16 protein-coding genes are annotated in these 19,551 nt (G+C 36.7%); 15 read left to right on the forward strand and 1 reads right to left on the reverse strand.

The genetic code is table 11. The annotated features are described in order from the left end of the window. Positions 1–100: 100 nt before the first annotated feature. From ACY650_RS17660 to ACY650_RS17725, 14 genes are all read left to right on the forward strand, one after another. Complete coding sequence (locus ACY650_RS17660) at positions 101–688, forward strand: chemotaxis protein CheW (protein ID WP_462249516.1); 588 nt, start codon at positions 101–103, stop codon at positions 686–688. A gap of 35 nt (positions 689–723) precedes the next feature. Continuing rightward, the gene (locus tag ACY650_RS17665; protein WP_462249518.1) at positions 724–3,240 is read left to right on the forward strand and encodes a methyl-accepting chemotaxis protein; all 2,517 of its coding nucleotides are present in this window, start codon (positions 724–726) and stop codon (positions 3,238–3,240) included. A gap of 29 nt (positions 3,241–3,269) precedes the next feature. Continuing rightward, positions 3,270–4,013, forward strand: coding sequence for a ParA family protein (locus ACY650_RS17670; RefSeq protein ID WP_462249520.1), 744 nt, complete (start codon positions 3,270–3,272; stop codon positions 4,011–4,013). 6 nt (positions 4,014–4,019) lie between these two features. Next, a complete protein-coding gene (locus ACY650_RS17675; RefSeq protein ID WP_462249522.1) occupies positions 4,020–4,913 on the forward strand; it encodes a chemotaxis protein CheW in 894 nt (297 codons plus the stop codon). A 1-nt stretch (position 4,914) separates the two neighbouring features. Beyond that, positions 4,915–5,949, forward strand: coding sequence for a chemotaxis-specific protein-glutamate methyltransferase CheB (gene cheB / locus ACY650_RS17680; RefSeq protein WP_462249524.1), 1,035 nt, complete (start codon positions 4,915–4,917; stop codon positions 5,947–5,949). Next, positions 5,950–7,671 (forward strand): chemotaxis protein CheA, encoded by a 1,722-nt coding sequence (locus ACY650_RS17685; RefSeq protein ID WP_462249526.1) that lies wholly within the window; start codon positions 5,950–5,952, stop codon positions 7,669–7,671. Positions 7,672–7,694: 23 nt separating this feature from the next. Next, positions 7,695–8,504, forward strand: a complete 810-nt coding sequence (locus ACY650_RS17690) for a CheR family methyltransferase (protein WP_462254429.1) — start codon at positions 7,695–7,697, stop codon at positions 8,502–8,504. Between the two features lie 11 nt (positions 8,505–8,515). Further along, the gene (locus tag ACY650_RS17695) at positions 8,516–8,872 is read left to right on the forward strand and encodes a response regulator (RefSeq protein WP_462249528.1); all 357 of its coding nucleotides are present in this window, start codon (positions 8,516–8,518) and stop codon (positions 8,870–8,872) included. 83 nt (positions 8,873–8,955) lie between these two features. Further along, on the forward strand, positions 8,956–9,552 hold the full coding sequence (locus ACY650_RS17700) for a hypothetical protein (protein WP_462249530.1): 597 nt from the start codon (positions 8,956–8,958) through the stop codon (positions 9,550–9,552). 81 nt (positions 9,553–9,633) lie between these two features. Then, positions 9,634–9,996: a response regulator gene (locus ACY650_RS17705; protein ID WP_462249532.1), complete on the forward strand. Its 363-nt coding sequence runs from the start codon at positions 9,634–9,636 to the stop codon at positions 9,994–9,996. Positions 9,997–10,010: 14 nt separating this feature from the next. Further along, positions 10,011–12,620: a nitrate- and nitrite sensing domain-containing protein gene (locus ACY650_RS17710; RefSeq protein WP_462249534.1), complete on the forward strand. Its 2,610-nt coding sequence runs from the start codon at positions 10,011–10,013 to the stop codon at positions 12,618–12,620. After that, positions 12,617–12,988 (forward strand): response regulator, encoded by a 372-nt coding sequence (locus tag ACY650_RS17715; protein ID WP_462249536.1) that lies wholly within the window; start codon positions 12,617–12,619, stop codon positions 12,986–12,988. Before ACY650_RS17710 ends, ACY650_RS17715 begins: the two co-directional genes overlap by 4 nt. Beyond that, positions 12,978–13,445: a chemotaxis protein CheX gene (locus ACY650_RS17720; RefSeq protein WP_462249538.1), complete on the forward strand. Its 468-nt coding sequence runs from the start codon at positions 12,978–12,980 to the stop codon at positions 13,443–13,445. The genes ACY650_RS17715 and ACY650_RS17720 overlap by 11 nt, the downstream gene beginning before the upstream one ends. Before the next feature lie 12 nt (positions 13,446–13,457). Further along, positions 13,458–14,258 carry a hypothetical protein gene (locus tag ACY650_RS17725; RefSeq protein WP_462249540.1) on the forward strand — a complete coding sequence of 267 codons (801 nt, stop codon included), beginning with the start codon at positions 13,458–13,460 and terminating at the stop codon, positions 14,256–14,258. On the opposite strand, the gene ACY650_RS17730 is transcribed toward ACY650_RS17725, so the two are convergent. Next, positions 14,259–15,869: an ABC-F family ATP-binding cassette domain-containing protein gene (locus ACY650_RS17730; RefSeq protein ID WP_462249542.1), complete on the reverse strand. Its 1,611-nt coding sequence runs from the start codon at positions 15,867–15,869 to the stop codon at positions 14,259–14,261. It lies immediately after the preceding gene. Between the two features lie 236 nt (positions 15,870–16,105). Between ACY650_RS17730 and ACY650_RS17735 the strand changes: the two genes are divergently transcribed. Further along, positions 16,106–19,546, forward strand: a complete 3,441-nt coding sequence (locus ACY650_RS17735; protein WP_462249544.1) for an ATP-binding protein — start codon at positions 16,106–16,108, stop codon at positions 19,544–19,546. Positions 19,547–19,551: the final 5 nt, after the last annotated feature.

Below are 19,551 nucleotides of genomic sequence, written 5' to 3' on the forward strand. Positions count from 1 at the left end.
ACTTTTTAGGTAGAACTCATTATTTTACCGAGCTAGATATACGTAAAAGTCATTGTAATTTAGTTTCTTAGATACCTCATATTTACACCTATTACTTAGGATGGCGTTAGGAGAAAATCTTACAAAAAAAACAGAAGAAACTAAGTCTGCGGATTTGGAGAGTGAAGTTGCATTGGAAGATAGAAAAACAGAGATTTCAGAATCAAAGAGTAATTCTTCTGAGGATGAAGTTAAAGGAGATGTCTTTCATCAATTTTGTATTTTCAAATCTCTAGGTGAAGAATACGCTATTCCCATAAATCTTATCAAGGAAGTTGTTCCTTTTCCAAGTATTGCACCAGTTTCTCAAATGCCCTCGTACATCAGGGGAATGACCAATGTTCGAGGAAATATTTTTGGTGTATTGGATTTAGGAATTTTCTTCAATAAGAACACGAACCAAGCTACAGAAAATAAATACCTACTTGTATTAGAGCACGAGGAGTTTCAAATGGCTATTGCCATTCCTGATGTTCCAGATACCTTAATGGTAACAGATGGAATGATTGAGCAGCTTTCAGCTGCACGATTAAAATCGGTGATAGGACAGAAATACCTCAAAGGAATTATTAAAAAAGATCGACGAATGATTATCCTATTTGATATATTAGGTATGATTTCAGGCGACAAATTCACTGAAGTAACCTAGGTGTATCTGTCTTTGATCGGCTAACCACAATCAAGATGCTTAAAAATTTTACAATTAGGAGAAAAATGATGCTGTTTATTCTTGGAATAACAGTGATCATTTACGGGATTACACTGGTATACATAAGCTATAATTTGCGGAGTAATGCAATTAGTGAAGCTGAAAAGCTAGCAGATTCATATGCGCAGCAAAAAGCAAATACAATCAAAACCATAATTGATGAAGATTTGGCTGTTGCTCGGGTAATGGCAGATGCTGTTGAAGAGTATACATACATGCCAGATGAACAGCGAAATAGCCTTCGAAAAACATTTTTAGAAAAAGTTCTTACTAGGTATCCGAAATACGATGCCACCTGGATGAGTTGGCAATTGGAATTTATAGATCCGACCTGGGATAAAAGCTATGGTAGAGAGCGGTTTAATTCATATTTGGATGGAGACGAAATAAAATCATCACTTGAGTTGGCAGAGTTAGATGGTCGAAAAGCAAGTGCCATATATGAACAATTTAAAGCAGATTCAAATGTTAAAGAGCTTCTAAGTGAGCCATATTGGTATCTTGACTATGATTATTCTTCCAATACAAGAGACTCTCTTTTAGGAATTTCTCCAACGGTTAGACTTGAGGTAGATGGGAAGTTTGCAGGTGTTGTCGGCACTGATATGTCAGTTGATGATTTTCAAGGAGTTGCAGAGGTGGACTTCTACGAGAAGGCTTATGCACTTCTAATTTCAAGCGGAGGAGTGATTACTGCTCATGCAGATCCAGGCCTTTTCAATCAGCCGATGGACACAATAGGAGTGATTGGAAAAAGCCCAGTGAGCGTTTTGGAAAAAATCAATTCAGGTGAAGCATTCTCTTATCGCTCATTTGATGATGTTATAGATGATGATGTGTATGTTACTTTTTCTCCAATTCCGGTAGGAAGGTCCGGGAGATATTGGGCTGCTGCCATAGTAGTACCGGTTTCAGAAATTACGGCTGCGTTTACATCTACTTTTAGGTTTACTATTCTAATTGGTCTTATAGGTCTAGTAATACTAACCTATACCATTTGGAAATTGGCTAATAGAATTACTGATTCGCTTGACCTTTCTAATAATCTATTAAAAGATTTGGCACGAGGTGAGTTGGATGATTCTAAACGCATAAAAGATATTTCAAGAGATGAGCTTGGTGAAATAGCTCAATCTGTAAATAAACTAATGGATGAAATTTACAGTAAGTCCGAATTCTCAAGAAAGATTGGTGAAGGAGATCTGAATGCAGATTTTGAAATTGCCGGAGAGAATGACGTACTAGGTGCGTCGCTAATAATGATGCGGAATAACTTAAGATCGGTAATAGACGAAACAAATGATGTTGTTACTCATGCAGAAGGTGAAGGTGATCTAAGTTCAAGAATGGATCCTTTAGGTAAGGATGGAGCATGGAGAGAACTTAGCGATTCAATCAATAATCTTCTTGAATCTGTTTCAAAACCATTCACGGTATTGAACCAGATAGCTAACAGCATGGCTGAAGGAGATCTCTCAGTACGATACCGTGAAGAAGCAAAAGGCGACATCTTAAACCTTGCTGAAAATCTTAATAAAGCACTTGACAACCTTGACGATCTACTAGATGGCATAGTTACCAATGCAAACATTATAGGTGACTCCTCCATGGAAATGTTGACAGCAAGTGAGGAGATGAATACTAACACAGGTGAGATTGCCTCTGCAATTGCAGAAATGAGCAGTGGTGCTCAAACCCAGGTAAGTAAGGTAGATGAGTCTTCCAATCTAGTTGAAAGTATTCAACGTTCAGCAAATAATATGAGCACACAAGCGGAGGAGATCAATGTTGCTGCTCATAAAGTATCCGAAAGTTCTGATGCAGGACTCAAAATGGTAAATAAGGTTGGGTTTAGCATGAAAGACATCAAAGCTTTCGCTAATGATACCAATAAATCGATTCAGGTTCTAACAGAACGATCTGATGAAATCACGCGCGTTTTGGGGATTATTACCGATATCGCTGCTCAGACAAATTTATTAGCACTGAATGCAGCAATTGAGGCTGCACAAGCTGGAGATGCGGGTAGAGGTTTCGCTGTGGTTGCTGAGGAAATAAGAAAACTAGCTGAGGATTCCCGAAACTCTGCAAGAGAAATCGAAAAGCTAATAACTGATGTTCAGAACGATACAGCATCGGCGGCGAAAGTTATTGAAGTTATGAACGAGAGTATTCTAGGAGGGGAAAGTGCTTCAAATGATGCCTCAATGGCATTCAAAGAAATTGCATCTTCATCCAATCAAAACTTAGAAATATCAAAGGCCATTCTTGAGGCAACCAAGGAACAGATGGATAACATAAGGAATGTTGTTAGTATCACAGAAGGTATCGTGGTGATTGCAGAAGAAACGGCTGCAGGTACTGAACAAGTTGCAAGTTCAGCTACAGAACTTTCGGCTGGAATGGAGAGTTATACGCAGAAGTCTGAAGAAGTAACCGAGATTGCAAGAAACCTTAAAGAGAAGGTAGGTATGTTTAAACTTTCAGAATAATAAATTAGCGATTCACCAATACCACCAATATGCCAGTTATCTCAATCGTAAATCAAAAAGGAGGAACAGGAAAAACAACGACCTCACTAAATCTAGGTAGTGCGCTGGCTACTTTAGGAAAAAGTGTTTTGTTGATTGATATGGATTCCCAAGGCAACTTGGGCTATAGCTTGGGGCTGGACGAAGGGCCGAGCATATCGGATGTTTTTGAAGGTAATGTAGCTATCGAGAAAGTAATACAGGAGCGAGAAGGAATGAGTATAGTGCCTTCTGATATGAGGCTGGTTGACATAGAACTTTCTTTGATTGATTTATCAGATAGGCATAATATGCTAAACTCCAAGATTAAAGCCATATCAAAGAAATATGATTATACATTGATAGATTGCCCACCCTCACTTTCAATATTAGCAGTGAATTCTCTATATGCTTCTGAGAAAATCATCATTCCCATGCTAATGGAGGTTTTAAGTCTTCAAGGGCTGGATCAGATAATACAGACGATTGATAAAATAAATAGTACTTATAAGAAAAAATTGGAAATAGCAGGGATACTTCCTGTAATGGTAGATAAAAGAAGAAAGCTAAGTGAGGAAGTAAAAGACCACATAAATGAAAATTACGATGTGAATATTTTTAGTTCTATGGTTAGAAATAATGTAAAAGCTTCTGAGGCACCATCTTTTGGACAAAGTGTAATTACATATTCACCACATTCGAATAGCGCTAAAGATTATATGTCATTTGCTGAGGAAATGATAAAGTTAAATTGAGAATAGATGGCGCTAGGAAAAAACCTAAAGAGGAGAAAACTTATCTCAAACGATTCGGAAGCTGAAAAATCTACTTCCGGAAAGAAAAAGACTGTGGCTAAAAGCAAAGAGCTTATTGAAAAGCCTACTGCAAGAACAAAAAAGAAGTCAGAAAGTAAGAAAGCCGCGACCACAACCAAAAAAGTTGAATCTAAGCCTAAAGCAAATGAGAGTAAGCCAAAAAAGACACTTTCTAAGACTAAGAAGGCGCCATTAAAATCAAAAAAAACAAAACCTCCAAAGGTTGAGTCGAGAAAGAAAATTGCAACTAAAGTAATTGAGAAAACTAAAGAAACAGTTGCAGTAGAGCCAGGACTTCCAATATTTATTGCTAAAGAGCTGTATGATTTAAAAGTTACTCTTAGAAAGAGGTATAAAGAAGATGTTGAAAAACTTAAAGGGCTAACTACTCAATTTGTGGTTCTTCAGATAGGAAGTGAGCTCTATGCAGTAGATATAGATGCTGTTAAAGAGGTAGTGCCAATTTCCACTCTTTCAAAAACTCCAAATACTCCAGAACATATTGCAGGAATTGCAAACGTAAGAGGCTCAACCTATGTGGTCTTTGATCTTACAAAAAAATTCAAATTAGATATTAACGTACCTATTCAATTTCTATTGGTACTGGAACGTGAAGGAGTTTCGGGTGCGTTATCACTAAATCATTTGCCAACTACACGAAAAGTAAATGGTGATAATATCACGAGTGAGTTGCATATGATAGAGGATTCATCACTTGACGTTTCCTACATAAAAGGGCTAATTCAAGATAATGATCAGCTTATTTATTACCTGGATGTAATTGAACTTTTAAAAAATGATAAGGCCATTGTTGTTCCAAACAATATGACTGAGCATTAGAATGAATACCAAATTGAAAATATTGGTTGTTGATGATTCTGCTTTCATGCGATTGCTTATTACCGATTTGCTTTCAGAAGATCCTCAAATTGAAGTTGTAGGTACAGCCGTCAATGGACTTGAAGCAACTCAGCAGGTAAACAATTTAAGACCCGATGTTGTGCTCTTAGATTTGAATATGGCTGAATATGATGGATTGTATGCTGTTCGAGAAATAATGAGTAGCCGGCCGACTCCAATACTAATACTAAGTTCAGTAGGCAATACGGACCTTCAGCCAGTATTTGAAGCTTTAAAAAATGGAGCGGTAGATTACATAAACAAACCTGACAGAAATAAATCAAAAATGCGTGAGCTGCAAAAGGAGCTCATTCAGAAAATAAAAAGTACATCAAGGGCAAAACCAAAGCAGGTAACACAGGTAAAGCCTCAACCGAAAGTAATTGCTAGGTCCGGGCGCAGGACATCCAAGTATCAGTTTATAGCTATAGGCGCATCTACTGGTGGGCCGACAGCTATTGAAAGAGTAATTTGTTCGCTACCTAGAGATTTTGATATTCCAATAATCATTTGCCAACATATGCCCAAAGTATTCATTCCTCAATTTGTGCAAAGATTGGGCTCATTGACTGATTTGGAAGTTGTTTCAGCCACTAAAGGAATGAAACCTACTGGAGGAGTGGTTATGTTTTGTCCTGGCCATGCAAACTTGATCCTTGTTAAGGAAAAAGGAGAAGTCGTAGTAGACTTTACGGATGAAGTATATAAGGAGTATAATAACCCATCAATTAATGCAATGATGCTTAGCGCAGCTGAGATGTATAAAAGTAAGATGGTTGGTGTTTTACTTACCGGAATGGGTAAGGATGGCGTTAAGGGAATGACTGCCATTCATAGTGCAGGAGGTATGACTATTGCGCAGAATAAGGAAAGCAGTGTGATTTATGGGATGCCAAAAGCAGCGTCAGAAGCTGGTGCAGTTGATGTTGAGCTCGACATTAAAGAAATTGGTAGTTATTTGGTTAATGATATCTAAATGAAATCCAAGGAAGAAGAATACCGTCAGTTATTTCTAACCGAAGCTCTTGAGAATTTCGAGGAGCTTAATAGACTATTCGTGGAGCTGGAGAAAGACATGTCCAGTAAGAAGGCAATAGCAAATATTTTTCGCATCGTCCATACCTTAAAGGGCAATGCGATGGGTATGGGCTATGAAAAAATTGCTGACCTGGCTCATGTAATGGAAGATGTTTTTGGAGCTATAAAAAATGGAGAGGTATCTCTAGATAAAGAATTAGTTGATAGTTTGTTCCGGGCAAATGATAAGCTTGGAGGACTTATAAATGCAGTAACAAGTAATGAGAGAGTAAGTTACCTAGGTATAAAAACCAAGCTATCAGTATATCTTAAAAACGCTCGTGAAGAAAAAGCATCTGAAGCATCAGATCTCGATTCAGAACCAACTGATGAGAGTATCGTGGAGGATGATGATAATAACGAAGGTGATCAAAATGAGGAGCAAGATTCAGGAATAAAATTCGCAGATGTTGTTCAGATACCAGTTCGTAAGATGGACGATCTTCTCAATATGGTTGGAGAGCTTGTAATCGAACGCGATAGACTAATTTCATTATTTGGGTCTGAAGGAAAAAGCACTTTAGAGTTTGAACGAATTAAGAGAATATCTTCAAACCTGCATTATGGAATAATGAATGTTAGGATGGTGCAAATGGGGTTTTTGTTTAATAAGTTCCATAGAGTATTGAGAGATGCCGCATCTGCTGAAAAGAAAAATGTAGAACTTACTTTAAAAGGGACTGAGGTTGAAATTGATCGTAATATTCTTAAGATTATTAGTGACTCAATGGTCCACCTTGTTAGAAATGCAGTTGGGCATGGTATAGAATCCCAAGAAGAAAGAAAAGACTCAGGAAAGCCACTGTCAGCCAGTGTTACACTATCCGCAACGCTAGAAAAGGATAATGTTGTAATTACTATATCTGATGATGGGAAAGGTATCAATACAGAAAAGATTAAAGAGAAGATTGTTCGCCAAAATATGGTAACACAAGAGGTGGCAGATCAATTGGGTGAAAAGGAAATCATCCGATATATATTCGAACCTGGGTTTTCTAGTGCAGATAAGGTTACTGAAATCTCCGGAAGAGGAGTAGGGATGGATGTAGTTAAAAAATCTGTGGAATCAATAGGAGGGCAAGTCCTAGTCGATACTGAGCTTGGAATAGGTACTTCCGTACATTTATTGCTTCCATCTTCTTTAGCACTAAAAGGGGCACTATTGTTTGAGGTTGAAACTCAGGTTTATGCTATTCCTCTTACCTATATCGAGTCAGTAACCTACCTAAAAAAGCAAGACATACATCTTGTCGCAGATAGTTTGATGGTAGACCATCAGGAGCAATCAATACCATTGGTTTTCTTGAAGGGGCTTCTCGAGGTAAGAAACCTGGAGAGTGTAGATCAATTGGAAATAGGTCAAAAATTTCTTGATACGATAAATGGCGATCAAGAAATGAATGTAATCATAACCACTCACTCTGGTAGATTACTAGGGCTAGTTGTAGATAAATTACAAAGGCAGAAAGAGATAATAGAAAAGAAGCTGCCTAAGCCTCTGGATAATAGCAAGTTACTTAGTGGAACAACCATTCTTGGATCTGGGGATGTATGTCCTGTATTGGATGTTGCATCCATTATGGATGTGTTATTTCAATCAACCACTAAAAAGGTAGAATAATAGTCTCTCTAACAACCGATACCATCAGTGATGAAGAGCTTACAGCTCTAATGCAGGCTATAAATAATAGGTATGGGCTTGACTTTACCAATTATGAGAGGACTTCATTAAAAAGAGGAATCATTAGGCTAATGTTGAAGCACAACATGGAGTCTATCATCGAATTATGGTCATTGATTCTCAGAGACAACGAGTTCTTTTTGGAATCAATCGATGATCTGTTAGTAAACTTGACGGAGCTATTCAGGAATCCAGATGTTTGGATCAAGCTTAGAGAAAACGTTCTTCCTGAATTTGCAGGTAAGTCCATGAAAATATGGCATGCCGGATGCTCTACAGGAGAGGAGGTCTATACCATGAATATTGTTCTCGAAACATTAGGTCTCCTGAACAGGACTAGACTTACAGCAACAGATTTAAGTACAAAGGCGCTAAATAAGGCAAAAAAAGGAGACTATTCGTTAGTCACTCTTAAACAATACTTAGTCCCATTTCTTAAATTTTTTCCACATAAGGACATGCAGGATTTCTTTGATTTTCATGATAAGCATGCAACAATAAAATCAAAGTATCAGACGAATGTCACTTTTAAGAAACATAACCTAGTCATGGATTCTATGATGGACAAATTTGATATTATCTTTTGTAGAAATGTAATGATCTACTTTGATGATACCTTAAAACATAGGGTTCTAGACCTTCTGCATAGTTGTCTAAAAGATAATGGTTACCTGGTGATTGGATATTACGACATTATGCCTGATTATGGAAAAAGTAAATTTGGCATATACGATGTGAAAACACGTATTTATAAAAAGATCTCAACTACCTAACAACGAGAATTATGCGAATACTTATAGTAGATGATTCTACATACATACGATCAAGTCTTCGAACATTACTCAGTGAAGAGGGTTATGAAATAGTAGGTGAAGCTAAAAATGGAGAAATGGCTATAGATCTAGCAAACGAGCTAAAACCAGATGTCATCACTTTAGATAATATTTTACCGGACATGACTGGTTTAGATGTCTTAAAAACACTAAATACAGATGATTTTAGCTCAAAAGTGATAATGATTAGCGCCGTTGGGCAACAGTCTGCAATAGTAGATGCTATGGATAATGGAGCCAAGCATTACTTAGTGAAGCCGTTTGACAATTCAGAATTAATCGCCATTTTAAAGCAACTCGATGAATAATCCCTATTGTTCGCCTAAAACATTAATTAGATTGAAAATAAAGGACTATTTTGACCAACGAACCAACTTAAACCTAATATTCTATGATGGCAGATTTGAATGATAGTGAAATGAAGGTTGCCACCAAGCTCATTTTTGATGGGTTATCCATGGCCAAATCATCAATGGAGCAAATACTCCAAAGCCCCATTAACATTGAGCAAATTGATTATGTCAGCGCAGATCTCGATTTAGATCGTTTCGGAGGACCAAATCAGGATGTACATTTAATTAAGACAGAGTTGTTGGGCGAACTCAAAGGAACAAGTCATCTAATTTTTTCAGAATCTGAAGTAGCCAAACTTTATGAGGCTTGTTTACCTGAAAAGATTGCAAAAGATGATTCCAAAGAAAGTGTCATAATGAAGCTCGGATTTCTAACCGAAATAGACAATATGGTTTCCGCAGCCGTTATTACTGAATTTTCTAATTTTTTAGATGTGGAGATATATGGAAATGTCCCATCTTTGAAAGTATTGAAAGCTACTGAGTTAAACGAATTTATCGTGGAGGACGCAAGCGAATTTGAGTCAATTATTCATTTCAAAGCCGTTTTCCATGGAAAAGAGCTAGATATTTGTCCAGATTTTATTTGGGTATTTCACAATAAATTTGTGGACAAGATTAAAAACTTAGTTTAGTTACTCTATATCACCCTAATCAATCCAAATTGGATATTCAATCGTTTAAATAAAGTGATAAAATAGTAATAAGAAGTAAAAATGAGTAAGACAGTATTAATTGTTGATGATTCCATCTACATGCGATCATTAATCAAATCAGCAATGGAAGGAGCTGGTTATGAAGTTGTAGGTGAAGCACAAAATGGGGAAAGTGCCATTGATTTAGCTGTTCAATTGCAGCCAGCTTTAATCACACTAGATAATATTCTTCCAGATATGATGGGATTCGAAATATTAAAGGTGTTGAAAGATGAAGAAGTGCCATCTAAAGTAATTATGGTAAGTGCGGTAGGACAACAAACTGTTGTAAATAAAGGATTATCTCTCGGCGCATCTGAGTATATTGTAAAACCATTTACAGAGGAAGACCTACTAAAAGTAGTAGAAAAAGTGCTTGCATAGGCCGCGCATATTTCATGATAAAGAGACTAACCAACTTACCAATACGCCAGAAATTTGCGGTAATTATTATTCCGCTTATTGTTATCATTTTGGCTTTTGATTACCTCCAGGTGAGGTATCACTATTTAGATTATTCCGATAGTGTACGACTGAATAAAGCAATACGAGTAGGTATTGAAATCAATCATGTTGTACATGAGATTCAGAAAGAACGAAGTATCTCATCAGGTTTTCTTGCTAATCAAGGAGAAAGCTTCGGTGTTAAACTCAATCAACAAAGAGATAAAACTGACAGTACACTGCAGCAATATTTCAATGAACTAACTAATGGAGAGTTAGATGAACTTATGAAGCTCCATCGGACCGACTTGGATCAGCTGAATGCCTTCTTCGACAAATTAACCACATTAAGAAAGAGTATAGATCAACACCGGATTTCATCCGAGGAATCAATTACCAGATTTTCAGAGATAAATGATAATGCCCTTAATACGGTTATTAAACTAATAGATGAAACAAGGGACAAAGAAATTGCGCAGCAAATTCATGCAATCATCTATTTTCTTAAGTCCAAAGAATATGCAAGTATTGAAAGAGCCATTGGTACTCAAGCCTTTTCTTTCAATCATATTGGATTCGATTTATACAATCAATTTACCACGCTAGTTGCTAGCCAAAATTCTTACCTGGATGCCTTCAACATTATTGCCAATCAAGAGTCTATTGCTTATTACGGGCAAATTGTAAGTGGTGATGAAATCGATGAGGTAAATAGAATGCGAGAGGTATTATTTGCTAATGATACCTTATCTGAGAATCCTGACCATTGGTATGAATCGAGTACTACTAAAATTAATCGCCTAAAAGATGTTGAAGATTACATGTCTGACAATATACAGGCAAGAACTCAAGAAATAGCGCAAAATTCTGTAAGAAACTTCTGGACATTCTTAATCTTGGATGTCACTATTGGAATAATTGCATTCTGGCTGATGACTACTATTGTAACCAATCTCTTGAAGAATGTAAGTACATTAGAAGCTTATACCAAAAGAATATCAGCTGGTGACCTCACAAAGAAAGTAGTAATTCCAACTAAAGATGAGTTAGGTCAATATGCCAATACCTTCAATAGAATGGTGTTGGAAATTCGTAAATCTCAATTTGAACTGAGAAAGCAGCGAGATAAGGCTAAATTCCTTTATAAGAATATCTATGGTGTATCACTTGTGGTCTTCGAGAACATCCAGCAAGGTATTTTCTTGCTAGACAAGGAGTTTAAAATATCAAAATTCCATTCCAAGGCTATGAAGGAGATATTCAGCAACGATAGAATTGCTGGAGAAAACTTTGCCAATTTCATGAGACCACTAATTCTTCCAAGGGAATTAGAAGCGTTGGAAATGTTCATGAGACACTTGTTTAATGAAGATATGGATGAAGAGGTTGTTAATCAGCTCAATCCAATTGATCAGGTTAAAATTCATACCGAGCAAAATGGCATTGTTGCAACCAAGTACATTCGAGTTGAATTTACCCGTATTTTTAGAAAAGAGAAGATTCAAAATATCATGGTTTCTGTTTCTGATGAAACAGAATCAATCTTGCTACAACAACATCTCGATGAAGCGGAGAAAAAGAAACAACAAGAAACGGAAAGAGTTCTTAGTATTCTTAAAATTGACCCTTCTATTCTTAGAGGCTTCTTACATAACTCTCGCAAAATGCTTAAAAGCATTTCTGAAAGATACGAGAAGAATGAAAATGATGAATACAGTGAGTTGCTAAGCTTTACATTCGATGTAATTCATAATTTGAAAGGTAATGCTGTTGTCATAGGAATGGAACTTATGGCCAATAAATTCCATGAAATAGAAGATTCAATTACAGCTTTACAGTCCAAGGAGGTAAGAGGTAAAGATTTCCTAGCTGTATTGTACGAAGTAGATGAAGCAGATCGGATGATTGCGGAAATTGCTGAAATGCTTTACAAGATTATCAATATCTATAAGAAGTTCCCTGCTGAAGGTGACTCAGTCTCTAACATAATGGTGATTGATGCTCTTGAGAGAGGAGCTGAGCTAATTGCTAAAGAACTGGGCAAATCTGTGAATTTGACTTTCGACAACATTGATAATGTAGTACTTCCGGAGGCCTACATTGAATCATTCAAAGACATGATGATTCAACTTATTAGAAACTCTGTAGTACATGGTATTGAAGCTCCTAATTCAAGAATGAACGATGGAAAAGTGATCATGGGGGAAATCTTGATAGAATTATCCCGCAGTGATCATGAATTATTTATCCGATATCTCGATGATGGTAAAGGATTGGATATGGAGCGAATTAAGAGACAAGCATTGGATCATAACTTGGTAACGGACACTGATCTGAAGGGTATGGATGATAGAGAAATTACTGATTTGATTTTCAGAGAAGGTTTCTCTACGGCAGATAAATCAGATGCACATGCAGGTCGCGGACAGGGTATGCATTTAGTGAAGAGTATTTTAGATCAGCATAAAGGAGCATACGATATCACATCTGTACCTGGCAAATCTTTTGAAATGATCATCAAACTACCGGTTCTTGAGACCGAGAAAGGAGATGATGAAGAATGAAGAGGTTATTGATTGTTGATGACTCCTCTGTTATGAGGCGTACAATCGAAAAAAATCTTGCTGATTATGACTTAGAAATAATTGGTCAGGCAGCAAATGGTGTAGAGGCGGTTCAGATGGTCATGGATCAGAAGCCAGATGTGGTTACGCTTGATATTACTATGCCTGAAATGGATGGCATCGCTTGTTTGGAAGAAATTATGAAAATTAATCCCGAAACCAAAGTGATGATTATCACCGCTTTGGCAGATAAATTGACCGGGTTAATAGCATTGGATAAGGGAGCAAGAGGGTTTATGTACAAACCTGTTAATGCAGCAGACCTTGCTAAAGCTTTTGATAAACTTTTGAAACGGGATGGAGAGTAGGAAAGAAGAATTTGAAGCAACATGTAATATGTTCATCAATTCGGTGAGCAATTACTTTAAGCATTTAACTGAAATAGATTCTAATATGAAGGTGCCCTACCTCAAAGAATCTGATGGCCTGGTACTCAAAGATTTTACCGGAATGATAGGTATATCTGGGAGTAGAAAGGGTTTTGTGTATATATCTGCCAATCGTGAAATGTTTGCCGATTTGATCAATATGTTCATTGGAATTGAAGATCCATCGGAAGAAGATATTTTAGATATGGCTGGTGAAATTTCTAATGTTGTGGCTGGTAATGTTAGAGCAAATTTGGGAGCCAATTTTATGATATCAGTGCCTACCGTATTTGAAGGTATGCCTGCTGAACTAAATATCCCATATAACGTTTCTATGTATGTTATTCCAATTAATTGGAATAATCATGAAGCATTTGTCGTATTAGGACTTGACTAATAAGTATCCATAATGAGCCAGCAGCCAAAGGAGAAAAAGATTAATGAAACTAATTGGATTATCAATTTTGATAAAATTGAGGATTCGACGCGTCGAAACTATTTTTCTGTACTACCTGAGGAAAATAGACTTAATGAACAATTTTCTGAAGGATATGTAATTAACAAGCCAAAAGGAAGAGTAGGAGGAGATGGTTTTTGGCTTCATAACCACGGAAACGATGTCTATTTAGCATTATTTACATGTGTTGGTGAGGGTCATTTAGCTTCGATGATGATTCGAATCTATATGAATGCCCTGAAAAAAATGGTCGATGGATACTCTATTGATTTTCCTGGTTCAATATTGCAATTTTTACATCGAGAAGTTAAGGCGCGCTTTAAGGATAAAAATAATATTCTATTAAACACAAATGCCAATGTTGGCATTGTAAAGCTTGATACTATTACGAAGGAGATGGAGTTTGCAGGCGCTAATATGGATCTTATTCAAGTTAAGAAGGATAGTGTTAAGATAGTAGAAGGAGAAAAAAATCAAGTGGGTGAAAATACAGAGGCGAGACATAGTTATACCTCAAATACGCTCGATGATCCTAGTAACTCTAATTTCTATTTGTGTAGCTCAGGAATATTTAATCTGATAGGTGGACCTGATTTTAAGAAGCTTTCTATGAAGCAACTCGGTGACTACCTCTTACAGCATAAGCATATTTCTCTTTTTGATCAGAAAGAGATGATGGAAAAGTACCTAGCTACATGGACCGGTGCCAACCGTCAAAATGACGATATTATGATGATTGGCTTTAAGTCTTGATCAAACGCCGGCAGTCATTAATTTTTTCTTTTCTAAAAATTCATCATACGTACTCAAAGTATCTGTAAATCCATTAGGTCTTAGTTCTAAAACTCTATTGGCTACAGTCTGAGTGAATGTATGATCATGAGATGTGAAAAGAACCGTGCCTGGGAAGTCCTTTAAAGAATTATTTAATGCGGTAATTGACTCGAGATCAAGGTGATTGGTAGGCTCATCTAGTATCAACAAATTAGCTCCCTGTAACATCATTCTCGAAAGCATGCATCTTACTTTTTCTCCTCCGGATAGTACGTTGCACTTCTTAAGAGTTTCTTGTCCAGAGAAGAGCATTTTGCCTAAGAATCCTCTTATGTAAACTTCATCCTTATCCTCTTCATCGTCTGTATACTGTCTTAACCAATCGATGAGGTTATCGTCAGAATTAAAGTATTCAGAATTTTCATTTGGCAGGTATGCATGCGTTATGGTTTGACCAAATTTGAAGCTTCCAGCACTGGCTTGCTGTTCTTCCATTAGTATTTGAAAAAACGAGGTTACTGCTAGGCTATCGTCTGCAACGACAGCTATTTTATCTCCTTTGTTTACAAAAAGATCTACGTCTTTAAATAAATAGTTACCATTAACTTCTTTGGAGAGCCCTTTGGTTTCTAATATTTGATCACCAGCTACTCTATTTTGAGTAAAGATTATCGCCGGATACTTTCTGTTTGATGGCTGTATTTCTTCTACATTGATCTTATCAAGAAGCTTTTTACGACTAGTGGCTTGCTTGGATTTAGAAGCGTTGGCACTGAATCTTGCAATGAATTCTTGTAATTCCTTTTTCTTTTCTTCAGCCTTCTTATTTGCAGCTGATCTTTGGCTCAATGCAAGTTGGCTAGATTCATACCAGAATGTATAGTTCCCAGTGAATAGCTTTATTTGACCAAAATCTATGTCAGCGATGTGCGTACAAACTGTATCTAAAAAGTGTCTGTCGTGGGAAACAACGATGAGTGTATTGTTAAACTCCAATAGGTAGTCTTCGAGCCATGAGATAGTTTGTATGTCCAAGTCATTGGTTGGCTCATCAAGAATCAATATATCTGGATTTCCGAATAGTGCTTGAGCAAGTAGAATACGAACTTTTTCAGCACCATTTAACTCTTTGACTAATTTGTAGTGATCTGACTCAACTATTCCAAGGCCACTTAAAAGTGCTGCTGCATCCGATTCAGCATTCCAACCATCCATGTCTGCAAACTTTGCTTCCAATTCAGATGCGCGGTTGCCGTCCTCTTCATTAAAGTCAGGCTTTGCATAAATAGCATCTTTCTCCTTCATTATATCCCAAAGCTCACGGTGGCCCATCATTACAGTATCGAGAACCTGGACTTCATCATATTCATGATGATTTTGTTTCAATACAGCCATTCTTTTGCCTGGCTCAATTTTAACTGCACCAGAGTTTGCTGCAATCTCTCCCGAAAGAATCTTTAGAAAAGTAGATTTACCAGCTCCATTTGCCCCAATAATTCCATAGCAATTGCCCCCAGTAAAATTGATGTTTACTTCATCAAAAAGAACACGTTTTCCGTATTGTAAAGAAATGTTTTCAGTTGAGATCATAGTATTAATGAATTGAGCCGCGAAGATAACTATAATGTTGTCTAGAAAGAAAAACACTTAGCAAATTCAATAGAATTACTTATGTCAAGAATTGAGTTGAAGACTTGCCTTCTTTCTTGCATACTACGTCGTATGTGTTCTTTATTCTGTCGAAATGGATATGATTTAAGGTTTTTGATTGCGTTATTTGCATACAACCACTATGGAATTCGACTACTCGCAGTTGGTTCAACTAAATGGAGAAAGCCGCCGAGAAATATTCTGAACTAAATGTGCGGAAGCTTGTCATTAGAATAATTCTTGCATTCATTGCAGGAGTTACTGTTGTTTTATTGACAACCTTTTATGCATATCATCAAGTACAAAAGATTGCAATAATTAATACTGAACTTGATGAGATAACCAGTATATGCAGAAATCAGAATACATTGAGTCAATATGTTACGAAGCGCGCTCTTCTTTTAAATAAAGATTCGGTCTTCGATAATGAAAACATTCACCTATTAGACTCATCACTAACTCTATTTCAACTCAATCATCAAGAAATTGAGACAGGTAATAGACGATTAGATTTTTCTGGTCTGGATATTTTTAAAGTAGACAGTCTCTATTTTCGATTGAGTCCATCAGTCTCTGCACTTATCCGAAGTAGTTACGGCATTCAAGAGGCTTCAAATGTTGGACTATTTAGATCCAATATTTTGAAACATGAGGAGACTTTTCTTCCTGCAATGAATCTTCTTATTGATGAGTATCAGTTATTGTCGCGAGAAACTAACCAACGACTTGATTCATCCATCACGTCCCAGTATTGGATGATTGGAATTTCTGTAATTATTGCAGCATCTCTCGTTTTGATATTTACTGTGCAGTTAGTAAAAGTGAGAGTATTAAAACAAAGAAAACATTTCAAAGAAGTTCTAGGGTCAAAAGAACGGTATGAAAGAGTTGTTAATGGAACGCATGATATAATCTATGAATTGGATGCCAATGGAGCATACACATATATTAATCCGGCATTTGAGAAGTTTATAGGGTTTTCACTTGAAGAAATAAATAGAATAAACTGGTTTGACAATGTTATACCTGAGAAAAGATCAGAGGTAGTCGCCTATTACACAGATGTGATAAAAAATAAGGTTAATGAAAGCTATTATGAGTTTCCGATAACGACGGCTAGAGGAGAAGTAAAATGGGTTGGTTTAAGTGCTGATTTTACCTTTGATGAGCACGGCAGAATAAAGCATGTTTACAATGTAGCTAAAGACATAACTGACTTAAAGTCATCCACTGGTAAAGAGGAGAAATACAAGCAGGGTGTAAGATTGCTTAATGAATTAAATGGCTCTACTGATCTTAGCATTCAACAACGAATGAATCAAGGGCTTAAACTTTGCCTTGAATATCTGGGACTGGAGACTGCAATTATTAGCTCCATTTGGATGGATGAGTATCGTATTTCAGCATTTTATCCCGAAACAAGTGAGTTAGAAATAAATCAGAAGTTCAAACTTGGTGATACATATTGTGATATTACACTTGCTCAAAAAGGCAAAGTGCTGGGAGTAGATAAAATGTCTGATTCAGTGCATAAAGGTCATCCTTGTTTTGAGCAGTTGCAATTTGAAACGTATATAGGAGCAGCATATAGAGTAGATGGTAAGATCTTCGGAACAGTGAATTTTACCGGTACCAAATCAAGAAAGGAACCCTTTACAACGTATGAATTAGATTTTATTTCGCTTGTAGCTAGATGGGTTGGAGATCTAGTAGAACAGCAGCAGAGTAGCAATAAGATATTAGAGGAGCAGAACTTACTTAAAACGTTTATCTCAGGTGCTCCAGCGGCAATAGCCATGCTGGATAAGCACATGAACTATATTTCGGCAAGCAAGCGGTGGTATAAGGATCAAAATATTGTGGGAGATATAATTGGAAAATCTCACTACAAAATTTTCCCATCTATACCTGTCGAATGGAAGAAGATGCATCAAAGAGCTTTAGAAGGCGAGATTGTAAAGCCAGGTATAGAGAAGTTTGTGAGAGCAGATGGGGGCATACAATGGGTGCAAGGTGAAATTCATCCTTGGTATACAAGCAAGGATAAAGTAGGAGGGATCATAATCTTCACTAACGATCTTACTGAAGTAAAAAGACAGGAAGTTGAGTTGCGAAAAGCCAAGGATGAAGCAGAGGATGCAAGTAGAATAAAAGAGCAGTTTCTGTCAACAATGAGTCATGAGATTAGGACACCACTAAATGCAATTATTGGTACTACCAATCTGCTTGAAATGGAGCATCCCGAACTGGAAAATAGTAATAGACTCAAGATGTTGAAGTTTGGGAGCAATAACCTGCTCACTTTAATTAACGACATATTAGATTTTCAGAAAATTGAATCCGGGAATCTAGAAATAGTTGAGGAAGATGTAAACCTCAATGAGTTGGTTAAAAATATCATTGAAACTTGGAAGTCTGTTCCGCAACTTGGGAATGGTCAAGTTCAGCTTAAGTATTCATATGCTGATGCTTTAGCAGACTACTTTATTTGTGACGGAATTAGGTTAACTCAAATTCTAAATAATCTAGTAAGTAATGCGATCAAGTTTACTGAAAAAGGTAAAGTAGAGTTGTCAGTAGAACCTGGTGGAGAGGGAGTATTACAGTTTACAATTAAAGATACTGGTATAGGTATTCCAGAAGATAAACTGTCTACAATATTTGAAACGTTTAAACAGGTTAACAATTCTTATACTTCCAAAGTAGGAGGAACAGGGTTAGGGTTGTCAATATCAAAGCATTTGGTGGATTTGATGGGCGGCAAGCTTGAGGTTGTTTCCAGTCTTGGTAAAGGAACAACGTTCTATTTTTCACTGCCTTTTGAGAAATCTCAAATAAAAACTACCAGAAAGAAACAATCTAAACAGGATAAGAATAATTTGGATCTTCATGTTTTATTGGTAGAAGATAACCAAGCAAACCAGGAAATTGCCAAAGGATTTCTGAATAGATGGGGAGTTACTGTTGATCTAGCCAATCATGGTGAAGAGGCATTAGATATGATAGCTAGTAAAGCCTATGATTTAATGATTATAGATGTTCGAATGCCTATTATGGATGGCTATGAAGCTACAAGAAGAATTCGGGCAATGAATGATGAGTATTTCCGCAAACTACCCATAATAGCATTAACTGCCAGTACACTTTTAGAGTCAAGGTCTAAAATGGAGCGGAGTGGTATGAATGAGATTGTCTCTAAACCATTTGATCCGGAAGATTTATTTGAAAAAGTGAGCAGGTTAGGAAATAGATCTTTTCGAAAAATTCTTGCAAGAAAAAAACCAGTTAGAAAAAATGAAGAGGAAACTCCTTTTGCTTTCTTACATGAATTACTTGGTGGTGAAACTGAAAAAGTAATGATGATTGCTGATATGGCAATTAAATCGATTGGCGAAGGAATAGTGGGGGCGCGGGAAATGATGGGTGTTGAAGATAGAGAAAGGGCGTACGATCATTTGCACAAAATGAAATCAAATTTGGCGAACATTGACTTGCAAAAATTGGCAGCTAAGATGCCGGATTATCGGTCTGATACATTCTGGAAAAAACTTCCAAACTTCCTTGATAGAGTGGAGGAAGAAATTGATAAAAAAAATGAACTTCTAATTAATGCATAATTAAT

It is taken from the genome of Ekhidna sp., assembly GCF_963691765.1.
Lineage (GTDB): Bacteria > Bacteroidota > Bacteroidia > Cytophagales > Cyclobacteriaceae > Ekhidna.

Bases quoted from the DNA above. Each gene is read 5' to 3' on its own strand.
- ACY650_RS17660 (WP_462249516.1), top strand. From the start codon at position 101: ATGGCGTTAGGAGAAAATCTTACAAAAAAAACAGAAGAAACTAAGTCT.
- ACY650_RS17665 (WP_462249518.1), top strand. From the start codon at position 724: ATGCTTAAAAATTTTACAATTAGGAGAAAAATGATGCTGTTTATTCTT.
- ACY650_RS17670 (WP_462249520.1), top strand. From the start codon at position 3,270: ATGCCAGTTATCTCAATCGTAAATCAAAAAGGAGGAACAGGAAAAACA.
- ACY650_RS17675 (WP_462249522.1), top strand. From the start codon at position 4,020: ATGGCGCTAGGAAAAAACCTAAAGAGGAGAAAACTTATCTCAAACGAT.
- cheB (WP_462249524.1), top strand. From the start codon at position 4,915: ATGAATACCAAATTGAAAATATTGGTTGTTGATGATTCTGCTTTCATG.
- ACY650_RS17685 (WP_462249526.1), top strand. From the start codon at position 5,950: ATGAAATCCAAGGAAGAAGAATACCGTCAGTTATTTCTAACCGAAGCT.
- ACY650_RS17695 (WP_462249528.1), top strand. From the start codon at position 8,516: ATGCGAATACTTATAGTAGATGATTCTACATACATACGATCAAGTCTT.
- ACY650_RS17700 (WP_462249530.1), top strand. From the start codon at position 8,956: ATGATGGCAGATTTGAATGATAGTGAAATGAAGGTTGCCACCAAGCTC.
- ACY650_RS17705 (WP_462249532.1), top strand. From the start codon at position 9,634: ATGAGTAAGACAGTATTAATTGTTGATGATTCCATCTACATGCGATCA.
- ACY650_RS17710 (WP_462249534.1), top strand. From the start codon at position 10,011: ATGATAAAGAGACTAACCAACTTACCAATACGCCAGAAATTTGCGGTA.
- ACY650_RS17715 (WP_462249536.1), top strand. From the start codon at position 12,617: ATGAAGAGGTTATTGATTGTTGATGACTCCTCTGTTATGAGGCGTACA.
- ACY650_RS17720 (WP_462249538.1), top strand. From the start codon at position 12,978: ATGGAGAGTAGGAAAGAAGAATTTGAAGCAACATGTAATATGTTCATC.
- ACY650_RS17725 (WP_462249540.1), top strand. From the start codon at position 13,458: ATGAGCCAGCAGCCAAAGGAGAAAAAGATTAATGAAACTAATTGGATT.
- ACY650_RS17730 (WP_462249542.1), bottom strand. From the start codon at position 15,869: ATGATCTCAACTGAAAACATTTCTTTACAATACGGAAAACGTGTTCTT.
- ACY650_RS17735 (WP_462249544.1), top strand. From the start codon at position 16,106: ATGGAGAAAGCCGCCGAGAAATATTCTGAACTAAATGTGCGGAAGCTT.